At 72.2% G+C, this 11,590-nt stretch carries 11 protein-coding genes and 1 pseudogene; 10 read left to right on the forward strand and 2 right to left on the reverse strand.

The annotated features are described in order from the left end of the window. Positions 1 to 306: 306 nt before the first annotated feature. Positions 307 to 1,806 (reverse strand): MFS transporter, encoded by a 1,500-nt coding sequence (locus C6Y14_RS41780; protein WP_225891545.1) that lies wholly within the window; start codon positions 1,804 to 1,806, stop codon positions 307 to 309. Positions 1,807 to 2,062: 256 nt separating this feature from the next. Between C6Y14_RS41780 and C6Y14_RS41785 the strand changes: the two genes are divergently transcribed. From C6Y14_RS41785 to C6Y14_RS41795, 3 genes are all read left to right on the forward strand, one after another. Next, positions 2,063 to 2,260, forward strand: a complete 198-nt coding sequence (locus C6Y14_RS41785; RefSeq protein ID WP_107022172.1) for a DUF4236 domain-containing protein — start codon at positions 2,063 to 2,065, stop codon at positions 2,258 to 2,260. 63 nt (positions 2,261 to 2,323) lie between these two features. Continuing rightward, positions 2,324 to 3,853, forward strand: coding sequence for a helix-turn-helix domain-containing protein (locus C6Y14_RS41790; RefSeq protein ID WP_107022173.1), 1,530 nt, complete (start codon positions 2,324 to 2,326; stop codon positions 3,851 to 3,853). A gap of 238 nt (positions 3,854 to 4,091) precedes the next feature. After that, positions 4,092 to 5,834 (forward strand): hypothetical protein, encoded by a 1,743-nt coding sequence (locus C6Y14_RS41795; protein ID WP_404828923.1) that lies wholly within the window; start codon positions 4,092 to 4,094, stop codon positions 5,832 to 5,834. 166 nt (positions 5,835 to 6,000) lie between these two features. Here C6Y14_RS41795 and C6Y14_RS41800 read toward each other — a convergent pair whose 3' ends face one another. Then, positions 6,001 to 6,537, reverse strand: coding sequence for a DUF6299 family protein (locus C6Y14_RS41800; protein WP_107022186.1), 537 nt, complete (start codon positions 6,535 to 6,537; stop codon positions 6,001 to 6,003). A gap of 292 nt (positions 6,538 to 6,829) precedes the next feature. On the opposite strand from C6Y14_RS41800, the gene C6Y14_RS41805 reads away from it, so the two are divergent. From C6Y14_RS41805 to C6Y14_RS41835, 7 genes and pseudogenes are all read left to right on the forward strand, one after another. Continuing rightward, entirely contained in the window at positions 6,830 to 7,051 is a 222-nt protein-coding gene (locus C6Y14_RS41805) for a DUF5999 family protein (protein WP_107022174.1), read from the forward strand. Positions 7,052 to 7,264: 213 nt separating this feature from the next. Continuing rightward, complete coding sequence (locus C6Y14_RS41810; RefSeq protein ID WP_107022175.1) at positions 7,265 to 8,107, forward strand: PaaX family transcriptional regulator; 843 nt, start codon at positions 7,265 to 7,267, stop codon at positions 8,105 to 8,107. A gap of 83 nt (positions 8,108 to 8,190) precedes the next feature. Then, positions 8,191 to 9,168, forward strand: coding sequence for a sulfotransferase family protein (locus C6Y14_RS41815; RefSeq protein WP_107022176.1), 978 nt, complete (start codon positions 8,191 to 8,193; stop codon positions 9,166 to 9,168). Further along, complete coding sequence (locus C6Y14_RS41820) at positions 9,165 to 9,611, forward strand: hypothetical protein (protein WP_225891546.1); 447 nt, start codon at positions 9,165 to 9,167, stop codon at positions 9,609 to 9,611. The genes C6Y14_RS41815 and C6Y14_RS41820 overlap by 4 nt, the downstream gene beginning before the upstream one ends. Further along, positions 9,608 to 10,894 (forward strand): glycosyltransferase family 4 protein, encoded by a 1,287-nt coding sequence (locus C6Y14_RS41825; RefSeq protein ID WP_199855054.1) that lies wholly within the window; start codon positions 9,608 to 9,610, stop codon positions 10,892 to 10,894. Before C6Y14_RS41820 ends, C6Y14_RS41825 begins: the two co-directional genes overlap by 4 nt. Then, positions 10,891 to 11,463, forward strand: a complete 573-nt coding sequence (gene cysC / locus C6Y14_RS41830) for an adenylyl-sulfate kinase (RefSeq protein WP_107022177.1) — start codon at positions 10,891 to 10,893, stop codon at positions 11,461 to 11,463. The genes C6Y14_RS41825 and cysC overlap by 4 nt, the downstream gene beginning before the upstream one ends. After that, positions 11,460 to 11,590 (forward strand): annotated as a pseudogene (locus tag C6Y14_RS41835) (sulfate adenylyltransferase subunit CysD); the annotation flags it as partial. The gene cysC and the pseudogene C6Y14_RS41835, both read left to right, overlap by 4 nt.

Raw genomic sequence — 11,590 nt, forward strand, 5'->3', positions numbered from 1 at the left:
GGATACGCGGCCGTGGAGCCGGGACGGACACCGCCCCTCGGCTCCCGGGCCGGCCCCGCCACCCGCTTCCGAGCCCGCCGCCGCCCGTTCCGAGCCCGCTGCCACCCGTTCCGCGTCCGCCGCCACCCGTCTCCGCGTCTGCCGCCACCCGCTTCCGTGCCCGCCGCCGCTCGGCGTGTGGCGCGGTCACGGAGTTGTCCGTGCCCGGCCTGTGGCACCTGTGGTGCCTGTGGCGCGGGCGCGGAGTTCTCCGCCTCCGCCGGAGGACCCGCGCGTGGCGGCTCCTCCCCAACTCTTCCGCGGCGGCTACGGCGACGTACCGGCCGCGGCGCGGCGGGCACGGCCGATGCCCCATCCGACCAGCGTCGCCGCCAGGACCGTGAGCGCGAGGCCGGCCCAGGTGACCGCCTCGCGGAACTCCGCGGTCTGGTGGGCGCTCCACTCCGAGGTGGAGATGTCACCGGTGAAGAACGCGGCAAGGACGGTCCCGCCGACGGCGACACCGATCCCGGTGGCGACTTCCCCGGCGGTGTCCACCAGCGCCGCTCCGACGGTGGTGCGGTCGGCCGGGAGGCCACGCATGACGTTGGTCCCGGCGACGACACCGACGACACGCATACCGGCGGCGACGAGTACGAGCGCGAGGGCGATCCACGCGTACCCGGAGCGGCCCAGCAGCCCGTAGACGGCGAGCCCGCACACGACGGCTCCGGCGCCGAGCCGGGCGGCCCTGTCGAGACCGACGCGCGCGACCAGCGGGCCGATGACGGCACCGCCGGCGATGAGCACGACTACCTGGGGCAGCATCCCCAAGGCTGCCCGGCCGGGCGACCAGCCCCGGTCGAGCTGGAGCTGGAGGGTCACGAGGTAGCCGAGGCCGGCGGTCGCGAGGCTCGCGGCGGCCTTGAACGCCAGGCCGCTCGACACGAGAGGGCGGGCGACGAGTTCGAGGTCGAGCAGCGGATGGCGGGCGGCACGCTCGCGGACGACGAACAGCACCGCCGACCCGACGGCCGCCGCCGTGGCCAGCCACGGGAGGGGAGACGCGGCGCCCGTGTCGACGAACAGCGTCGGCGCGACCAGCGCGAGCACGATCGCGGCCGTACCGAGCAGGGCACCCGCGCCGTCGACCGGGTCGCGGTGCAGTTCGTCCGCCCGGTCGGCGGGGATGCCGCGTCGGATGCCGAGGTACGCGAGTGCGGCGATCGGTACGTTCACCAGCAGCAGCGCCTGCCAGGGAGCGAACGCGAGCACGAAGCCGCCCGCGGTGGGCCCGATCGCGAGTCCGACCAGGCCCACGGTGGAGATCAGCGTCGTCGCACGGACACGGAGGCCGTCCTCGTCGAACAGGCGGAACGCCAGGGCGAGGGAGCCGGGTGTCGTCATCGCGGCCGCGACGCCCATCGCCGCCCGGACGGCGATGAGCTGCTCCGCCGTGGTGACGAACGCGGTCGCCAGACTCGCCGCCCCCAGCAGCACCAGCCCGACCAGCATGACCTTGCGGCGGCCGACCCGGTCGGCCAGCGCGCCGAGGGCGAGCATCAGCCCGCCGAACACGACGGCGTACACGCCCGTCACCCACTGCAGCACGGTCGCCGACGCCGACAGTTCACGGCCGATGGTCGGCAGTGCGACGTTGAGGATCGAGTTATCGAGCATCTCGAACAGGAACACCGCCGACAGCCCCGCGAGGGCTGCCCCCGCTTCACGGAGGGAACGGGGCGAACGAGGGGATCCGCCGGCCGGGGCGCCGGCCTTCTCGACGGCCTCACTACGGCGGTCGCGGCGGTTACGGGGGACATTCACTGCGCACTCCTTCGGGGTGAAGAAGTGGCGGATCGTCCGATGCCGCGTGTGCGCGTGTGGCCGCCGTTCCGGCGCCCGCACGTTTTTACCTCCGGTGCTTCGACAGTACCCCGGCGGTGCGGGAGTGGTCACCCCGGTACGGAGTCGGGGTCGAACACGGCCCGTAGGCAAGGGCGTTCGGCGTACCGACCGGCATTCGGGGTACCCGGCAGCGGACGACGACAAGGACGCGAAGAAGGACGAGAAGGGGGCACCCATGCCGCTCACATTCCGCAAGAGCTTCCGGATCCTGCCCGGAGTACGGCTGAACATCAACAAGAAGTCGTGGTCCGTCACCACCGGCGGCAAGAACGGCCCCAAGCACACGCACAGCAGCACGGGACGCCGGACGACCTCGATGGATCTCCCCGGCCCCTTCGGCTGGCGGCGCACCACCCGCGCCAAGCGTCACTGAGGCACCGTCACCCCTTCGGACCCCTCCGGATGCGGCATCTCATATGTGAGATAGCCTGCCGTCATGGCAGACGACTACCTCGTACGCATCGGCAAGCTCATCCGTGACGCCCGTCAGCATCGGGGCTGGACACAGACGCAGCTGGCCGAGGCGCTCAGCACCAGCCAGAGCGCGGTGAACCGTATCGAGCGCGGCAATCAAAACATCAGCCTTGAGATGATCGCCCGAATCGGTGAAGCGCTGGACAGTGAGATCGTCTCGCTCGGCTATGCCGGCCCGATGCATCTCCGGGTGGTCGGCGGACGCCGGCTCTCCGGCTCGATCGACGTCAAGACCAGCAAGAACGCGTGCGTGGCGCTGCTCTGTGCGACGCTCCTGAACAAGGGCCGCACGGTGCTGCGCCGCGTCGCGCGCATCGAGGAGGTGTACCGCCTTCTGGAGGTGCTGGGCTCCATCGGCGTACGCACCCGGTGGATCAACGGTGGCGTGGACCTGGAGATCGTGCCTCCGGCCGAGCTGGACATGGCCTCCATCGACGAGACGGCGGCGCGCCGCACCCGTTCGATCATCATGTTCCTCGGCCCGCTGCTGCACCGCATGGACGGCTTCAAGCTGCCGTACGCGGGCGGCTGCGACCTCGGTACGCGCACCATCGAGCCGCACATGATCGCGCTGCGCCGGTTCGGTCTGGACATCGCGGCCACCGAGGGCATGTACCACGCGCGGGTGGACCGCAAGGTGACCCCGGGGCGCCCCATCGTGCTGACCGAGCGCGGCGACACGGTGACGGAGAACGCGCTGCTGGCCGCCGCCCGCCACGACGGCACGACCGTCATCCGCAACGCCTCCTCCAACTACATGGTCCAGGACCTGTGCTTCTTCCTGGAGGCACTGGGCGTACGGGTGGAGGGCATCGGCACCACGACGCTCACCGTGCACGGTGTGCCGAACATCGACGTGGACGTGGACTACTCGCCGTCCGAGGACCCGGTCGAGGCGATGAGCCTGCTGGCCGCGGCGGTGGTCACCGAGTCGGAGCTGACGGTGCGCCGCGTGCCCATCGAGTTCCTGGAGATCGAGCTGGCGGTCCTGGAGGAGATGGGCCTCGACCACGACCGCACGGCGGAGTACGTCGCCGACAACGGCCGTACGCGCCTGGTGGACCTGACCGTGCGCCCCTCGAAGCTCGAAGCCCCGATCGACAAGATCCACCCGATGCCGTTCCCTGGCCTGAACATCGACAACGTCCCGTTCTTCGCGGCGATCGCGGCCTCCGCGCAGGGCCAGACGCTGATCCACGACTGGGTCTACGACAACCGCGCGATCTACCTCACGGACCTGAACCGCCTCGGCGGCCGCCTCCAGCTCCTCGACCCGCACCGCGTCCTGGTCGAGGGCCCCACACGCTGGCGGGCCGCGGAGATGATGTGCCCGCCGGCGCTGCGCCCCGCGGTGGTGGTCCTCCTGGCCATGATGGCGGCCGAGGGCACGTCCGTACTCCGCAACGTGTACGTGATCAACCGCGGCTACGAGGACCTGGCGGAACGCCTCAACTCGGTGGGAGCGCAGATCGAGATCTTCCGGGACATCTGAGGGGCTTCGTAACCGGCGGGCGTGTCCGTGGGCGTCGAATCCGTGGGCGTCGAATCCGTGGGCGTGTCCGTGGGCGTCGAAGAGGTCCGTGCGGTCAGGACCGCGGCCTCGGTATCAGGGGTGTGTGGGATCACGCCCGAGTGCCGCGTCGGGCGTGACGGCGTCCCGGGGCGGGTCGTTGGGTTCGTCGCCGGGCCGTCTCCGGTCGTCCGCCGCCGCCCTGCCCCTGGAACAGTCCGTGCCCGTACAGCCGCTCGCCCCTGCTCCCCTCGCGCCGGGCCGCGTCCCCGGAGCACGCCGGGCGCCCTCCGCGTACCGGCCGCGCCGGCTCCTCGCTCCACGGTCGTGGCGCGTCCCCGCGCTCGCGGTGCTCGCCGTGCTTCCGCTGTACGGGGTGTGGGGCGTCCTTCTCGCGACGGGCGGCGGTGATCTCGCGGCCCAATACGCCTGGGCGGGGTTCGTCGCGCGCAACCCCGACACCGCGTACGGGCTCTTCTGGTACGGGGGCACGCACACCGTCAACTACAGCGTGCTGTCGCCCCCCTTGATGGCGGTGCTCGGTGTGCGTACCGTCTCCGTCCTCGCCGGGGTGGCCGCCACCTGGCTGCTGGGCGCGCTGCTCGAACGGACCGTGGCGCGGGCGCCCCTGTGGCCCGCGCTGCTCGGCGCGTTCGGGCTGTGGGCCGACGTCGCCTCGGGGCGTACTACGTTCGCCCTCGGGCTGGCCTTCGGGCTCGGAGGGCTGCTGGCCCTGGCCGGCCGCCCGGAGCGGAAGGGTCGGCCGGCCGTGGCTGCTCTGGGGGCGTTGCTCGCGACCCTGGCGAGTCCGGTGGCCGGACTGTTCCTGCTGGTGGCCGGCGCCGGGTGGCTGGCGGACCGGCGGTACGCCAAGTGCCTCGCCCTGTCCGTGCCACCCGTCGCCGTCTGCGCGCTGACGGCTCTGCTGTTCCCCTTCGAGGGCGAACAGCCCATGGCCGCGAGCCGCGTGCTGATGCCTGTGCTCCTGTCGGCCGCCGTGGTCCGGGCGGCTCCCCGCGCGTGGCGGGCGGTGCGGGCCGGAGCGGCCGTCTACGCCGTCGGAGTGGCGCTGACCTGGCTCGTCCCCTCACCGGTCGGCACCAACGTGGAGCGGCTCGCGGCGCACTTCGCACCGGCGGTGCTGCTCGCCTGCCTGGTGAACGACGCTGCCCGCACCACCGGGGCCGGTGGCGTCCGGGGCCCCGTACGCCGGACGAGGCCGCTCGCCCTCGCCCTCGCGCTCGCCGTGTCGGTCGGCTGGACCGCCATGTCGACCGTCAACGACCTGCGGGTCTCCACGTCCGTACCGGCCTGGGCCACCCACACCCACGGCGTCCTCAAGGAACTCGACCGCCTCGGCGCGCACCGCGACCGGGTCGAGGTGGTGCCCGCCCGCAACCACCGCGAGGCAGCGCTGTTCGCCCCGCACGCGCAGGTGATACGGGGCTGGAACCGGCAGTTGGACGTCGAGCGGGGGCGGCTGTTCTACGAGGGCGCTCTCGACGCGCCGCGCTATCACGCCTGGCTACGCCACTGGGCCGTCGCTCACGTGGTCGTGCCGGACGGGAGGCCCGACGGTCCCGCCGAGCACGAGGCGGCCCTGGTCGCCGCCGGACAGGACTGGCTGCGGCCCGTCTGGCGTGACGCGCACTGGCGGATCTACCGCGTCCGGGACGCCGAGCCGCTCGTCTCGGCGCCGGGCAGCGTGGTGCGGGCGGGCGAGGCTGCCGTCGTACTGAGGGTGCCGCGCGCCGGGACGGTGACCGTCCGGGTGCGGTACTCGCCGTGGCTGCGGGCCGACGGGGGCTGCGTACGGCCGGACGGGCCCTGGACCCGGCTGACCGTGCCACGGGCGGGCGTCTACCGGCTGGACTCCAGCTACGCGGCCGGGCCGACGGGCGGGGCAGGCTGCGCGCCGGGACGGGACGGGCAGCGGCGGAAGGATCAGCGGGGCGGGGAGTGACGGGGCCACTGAACAGGTCCGCCCTCCGTACCCCTTGGGGCTCGGAGGGCGGACCTGTTCGTGACGCGGACGCGAACGCGGACGCGAACGCGGGCAGCCGGTCGCGGTTGTCGGCCGCAGTTGTCGGCCGCGGACGGCGGCCGGCGGCCGGTGCCCTGGACCGGCGTCAGCCGACCAGCGTGACGTCCTGTTCCTTCGCCGCGTGGAACATCGGCAGCGGCAGCCCGCTGGAGCGCAGCTCCATGAGCGTGGCCTCGACCTTCGCCGCGCCCGGCTCGAAGCGGCCCGGCTCGGTGCGTTCGGTGTTCGTCCAGCGGTGCTCGGCGCCGTCGCAGACCGCCGTCGTACTGCCGATGCCCTTACGCACGCTGTTCCCGCCCTGGCTCAGGGACGAATCGTCCTGGGTGAGGGAGGGCCTGTCCTGGCGCAGGGAGGAGCTGACGAAGACCGGGCCCGTACTGCCCTTGCAGCGGTACGTACCGGACAGCGTGACGGTGCCGTCCGCGGCGAGGCGGGCCGTCGGGTCGACGGTCACCGTCTCCGAGAGCCCTACCGGCTCGGCGGACGCGGCCGGTGCGGGCGCGGCCGGTGCGGGCGCGGCCGGTGCGGGCGCGGCCTGTTGGGACAGCGCGCCCGCGGACGGGGCGGCGGCCAGCAGCAGCACCGCACCGGCGGCGGTGCCCATGACCTGGTGCAATCGCATCGGAGTACGCAGGGGGACGCGCATCGGAATACCTCCTGGAGTGGGGGCCTCCACAGGTACCGGCCCGGCGGACCCCACGGCGTGACCCTCACCCCTTTGGTGGCGAGTTGGGGGCGCGTCCGCGCCGCGAGACCGCCCCGGGTCCGCATCGTCCGTCCTGGACTCGTCCGAGTGTTGTCCGCGTGTTGTCACGACTCCCCTCCCGCTGTTCCGATGAGTTCGCGGCGGGCGCATGGTCTATCCATACGGGCGACGAAAACGCCGCCCGACTCCTCGCACGTGGAGGCCCACCATGTGTTCTCACCAGTCTTCGTGCCCGTCCGCCGCCCGCTCCGACCGCTCGGACGGCTCGCACCGTTCCGACGCGCACATCGTCTCCGCGCACCCCGAGCAGGGCTGGTACCTGCTGTGCGACGGCGCGATCGTCTTCGACGACACCGGCGCGCTGCTGCCCGACGGGCGGGTCGTCGCTCCGCACCGGGTGCCGGTCGAGCAACTGGCCATCGCCGCCTGACCGTTCGGACGCCTATAGCCCGACCGTTCGGATGCTTACCGCCCGACCATCGCGGAGCGTCAAGAACCACCGGGCCATCGCGGACCGTCAAGAACCACCGCGGGTTATCGCGGGTTATCGCGGAGTGTTGACTGTCGTCATTCAGTCGATACGCTCCCGATGCGACCCCCGCTGAGACCGGATGGTGATCTCGCGTGACGGTGACGATCTAGAGTGATCAACGTGTCCGAGCAGCACGCCCCCCGGTCCCTCATCGTCACCTTCTACGGCGCGTACGGCCGCTTCGCCCCTGGTCCCGTACCCGTCGCCGAGCTGATCCGGCTTCTCGCCGCGGCCGGCGTGGACGCGCCCTCCGTACGGTCGTCGGTCTCCAGACTCAAACGCCGGGGCCTGCTCCTGCCGGCCCGCACCGAGGCCGGCGCGGCCGGGTACGTCCTGTCGCCGGGCGCACGGCAACTCCTCGACGACGGCGACCGCCGGGTCTACGCGGCCTCGCCTCCCGAGGACGACACCTGGGTCCTCGCCGTGTTCTCCGTACCGGAGTCCGAGCGGCAGAAACGTCACGTACTGCGCTCGCGCCTGGCCGGCCTCGGTTTCGGGACGGCCGCCCCGGGCGTGTGGATCGCCCCGGCCCGCCTATACGAAGAGACCCGGCACACGCTGGAACGGCTGCGGCTTGACTCGTACGTGGAACTGTTCCGCGGCGCGCACCTCGGATACGCGCCGACGGCCGAGGCGGTCGCGCGCTGGTGGGACCTCGCCGGGATCGCCAAGCAGCACGAGGCGTTCCTCGACCGGCACGCGCGCGTGCTGCACGACTGGGAGAACAGGGCCGACACCCCCGCGCAGGAGGCGTACCGCGACTATCTGCTCGCCCTCGACTCCTGGCGCCACCTCCCGTACACCGACCCGGGGCTGCCCGCCTCGCTGCTGCCCCCGGACTGGCCCGGAGCCCGCTCCGCCGCCGTCTTCCGGGCCCTGCACGAGCGGCTGCGGGACGCCGGGGCGGTCTTCGCGGGGGTGCCCGGGGGACCGGCCGGACCCGACACAGTGTGACCTGAGACACAATCCCCGTCGCTAAGGCAACGCTCAGGTCGCTCAGTCCCTCCTCTCATAATCCTTACCTAGCGTCGGGACGCATGAGTCTGATGGGCAATCTGAACCGGGCGCTCTCCGCCACCACCGGCCTTCAGGTGCGCCGGGCCGCTCCCGCCGCGCCGCCACAGCCGAACAGGGCCGGAGCCGAAGCCGGGGCCAGACCCGGCAAGCGGCCCACGCCGGTGTACCGATGTCCGGCCCCCGGGGATCTCGCCACGGACCGGTTGCTGCGGCGGCCGGTCTTCATCATGTCTCCCGTACGCTCCGGCTCGACGCTGCTGCGGATGCTCCTGAACGCGCACTCGCGGCTGCACTCCCCGCACGAGCTGCACATCCGCCGCCTTGAGGTCGACTTCGGCAGCAGGCTCTCGCAGCGCGCCATGAGCGCCCTCGACCTGGAGCGGGGCGACCTGGAGCATCTGCTCTGGGACCGGGTCATGCACCGGGAGCTGGTCAGGTCGGGCAAGGACGTCCTGGTCGAGAAGACACCCAGCAACGCGTTCGTGCACCGGCGCATCCGGGACTGCTGGCCCGACGCCCGCTTCGTCTTCCTGCTCCGCCACCCGGTGTCCATCGCCCGGTCCTGGCACGAGGGAGACCCCGAAAAGCGGACCTTCGAGGAGGCCACGGCCGACGCCCTGCGCTACATGAGGGCCGTCGAGAACGCCCGGCAGGCGACCACCGGTGGCCACCGGGACACCCATCCCGGCGGCCACCCGGACGGTCACTCCAGCAGTCACTTCGGCGGCCACGCCGCCCACCACACCCTGCGCTACGAGGACCTCACCGCCGACGCCGAGACGGAGATGCGCGGCCTCTGCGCGTTCCTCGGCGTCGGCTTCGAACCGTCGATGCTCGACTACGGCCGCCGCGACGGCACCCAGGTCGTGAAGGGTCTCGGCGACTGGCGCGACAAGATCCGCACCGGCCAGGTGCAGAGCGGACGGGCGCTGCCCGCCGAGGACGAGATCCCGGAGCTGCTGCGGCCCATGTGCGAGGCCTGGGGATACAGCGCGTGAACCGGCACGAACACGTGAACCGGCACGAACGCGTGAAGCCGCACGCCGAGATCGCGGAGGTGTGGCCCCGCGACGGGCGCGTACGGCTCGTCGGTCGCATCCACGGACGTCCCGCCGAGGGCGACTGGCGGCTGCTGCTCACCCGGCGCGGCCGCACCGACCGCCCGCTCGACTACCCCGCGCAGGTGAAGGGCGACCGCTTCGAGGGCGAGCTGCCCCTCGCCGACCTGGTGACACCGGACCCCGCCGAGATCGAGGAGTGGGACATCCATCTCACCGACGGCGAGGCCCGGTTGCGGGCAGGACGACAACTCGACGACATCCACGGCAAGAAGAAGATCATGGTTTTTCCCGAGCAGCGCGTACGCGGTCTGCGCGTGCGCCCGTACTACACGGTGAAGGACAACCTTTCACTGGAGTGCCGCACGGGAGCCACCTCATGACGGACCATCAGCAGACCGGACAGGGGGCGGACGCAACCGGACACCGGGCGGACGCGACCGGGCGGCCGAAGGTCCGCTATCTCCTGCTGCACGCCTACGGCCGCGGCGGCACCATCCGTACGGTGATGAACCAGGCCAACTCCCTGGTGCAGGCGGGCTGGCAGGTCGAGCTGGTCAGCGCGCTGCGCCGCCGGGACGACCTCCAGTTCCCGCTCGACCCGCGCGTGCGCGTCAGCACGGTCGTCGACCTGCGCGAGAGCGCCCACTCCCCCGGCCGGGGCGTGGCCGGACGCTGGCGGGACCGGCGCCGCGGGCGGCTGACCGAGCGGCCCGCGCGGCACATCCCGCCGGGCGAGTTCGGCTACCGGTACTTCAACCGGTACGTGGAGCAGCGGCTGATCGCGTACCTCTCCTCGTTGCGCGACGGCATCCTCGTGACCACCCGGCCCGCGCTGAACTTCCTCGCCGCGGAGCACGCGACGGGCGGTGTGGTGCGGGTGGCGCAGGAACACATGAACCACGGCACGCACAAGCGTGATGTGCAGCGACGCATCCGGGAGACCTACGCGCGCTTCGACGCGGTCGCCGTCCTGACGGAGCGGGACCGCGAGGAGTACGGGCAACTGCTGCCCGGCACCCGGGTGGTGCGCATCCCCAACGCCGTGCACTCCCTCGACCAGGTTCCCTCGGACCAGCGGTCGAGGATCGCGGTGGCGGCCGGGCGGCTGTTCCCGCAGAAGGGCTTCGACCTGCTGATACCCGCGTGGGCGAGGCTCGTCGACGCGTACCCCGACTGGCAGTTGAGGATCTACGGCAGCGGCGAGAAGAAGGCCGAGCTGCGCGCGCTCATCGAGGAACACCACCTCTACAACCATGTGCTCCTGATGGGTCACACGGACCGGCTCGACGACGAACTCGCCAAGGCGGCCTTCTACGTACTCAGTTCGCGCTTCGAGGGACTGCCGATGGTGATGATCGAGGCGATGAGCCACTCCCTGCCGGTGGTGGCCTTCGACTGCCCGACCGGCCCCTCGGACGTGCTCACCCACGGCGTCGACGGCCTGCTCGTACCGCCCGAGGACCCCGACGCGCTCGCCGAGTCCATGGCCAAGCTGATGGGCGACCGGGCGTTGCGCGCCGACATGGGCGTCGCGGCCGTACTGACGGCGGCGTCGTACGGCCCGGACGCGGTGCACCCGCGCTGGGAGGCCCTGTTCAGCGAACTTGCCTCTCCCGAACAACGGCACCGCATCGCCGACGCCGCGAAAGGACACCACGCATGACGACCACGGCAAGAGGCCGTCAGAAGCCTCCTACCGCTCAGGGGGCCACCGTCTGGCTCACCGGGCTGCCGAGCGCGGGCAAGACGACGATCGCCCGCTTCCTCGCCGGCCGGCTGCGCGCCGAGGGCCATCGCGTGGAGGTGCTCGACGGTGACGAGATCCGCCGCTTCCTCTCCGCGGGACTCGGTTTCTCCCGCGAGGACCGCAACACGAACGTGCAGCGCATCGGCCTGGTCGCCGAGGTACTGGCCCGCAACGGCGTCCTCGCCGTCGTCCCCGTCATCGCCCCGTACGCCGACAGCCGCGAGGCGGTGCGCAAGCGTCACGAGGCGAGCGGGACGCCCTACATCGAGGTGCATGTCGCCACGCCGGTCGAGGTGTGCAGCGAGCGGGACGTGAAGGGCCTGTACGCGCGGCAGGCGGCGGGACGGCTGACCGGGCTCACCGGGATCGACGACCCGTACGAGCCTCCGCTCGACCCGGCGCTCGCACTGGACACGCGGTCGCAGACCCCCGAGCAGTCGGCGGACGCGGTGCACGCGGTGCTGGCGGCGAGGGGGTTGGTGTGACGCTCTCGACAACGACTGCCTGGGCGCCCGTACGCCCGTACGCGCTCTCGCATCTGGACGCGTTGGAGTCCGAGGCGGTGCACATCTTCCGTGAGGTGGCGGGCGAGTTCGAGCGGCCGGTGGTGCT

Source organism: Streptomyces dioscori (assembly GCF_003024195.1).
GTDB lineage: Bacteria > Actinomycetota > Actinomycetes > Streptomycetales > Streptomycetaceae > Streptomyces > Streptomyces dioscori.

What these genes read in the sequence shown, in the direction of transcription:
- cysC (WP_107022177.1), top strand. Translation starts at nt 10,891, where the DNA reads ATGACGACCACGGCAAGAGGCCGTCAGAAGCCTCCTACCGCTCAGGGG.
- C6Y14_RS41790 (WP_107022173.1), top strand. Translation starts at nt 2,324, where the DNA reads ATGGCAGACGACTACCTCGTACGCATCGGCAAGCTCATCCGTGACGCC.
- C6Y14_RS41815 (WP_107022176.1), top strand. Translation starts at nt 8,191, where the DNA reads ATGAGTCTGATGGGCAATCTGAACCGGGCGCTCTCCGCCACCACCGGC.
- C6Y14_RS41805 (WP_107022174.1), top strand. Translation starts at nt 6,830, where the DNA reads ATGTGTTCTCACCAGTCTTCGTGCCCGTCCGCCGCCCGCTCCGACCGC.
- C6Y14_RS41800 (WP_107022186.1), bottom strand. Translation starts at nt 6,537, where the DNA reads ATGCGATTGCACCAGGTCATGGGCACCGCCGCCGGTGCGGTGCTGCTG.
- C6Y14_RS41785 (WP_107022172.1), top strand. Translation starts at nt 2,063, where the DNA reads ATGCCGCTCACATTCCGCAAGAGCTTCCGGATCCTGCCCGGAGTACGG.
- C6Y14_RS41825 (WP_199855054.1), top strand. Translation starts at nt 9,608, where the DNA reads ATGACGGACCATCAGCAGACCGGACAGGGGGCGGACGCAACCGGACAC.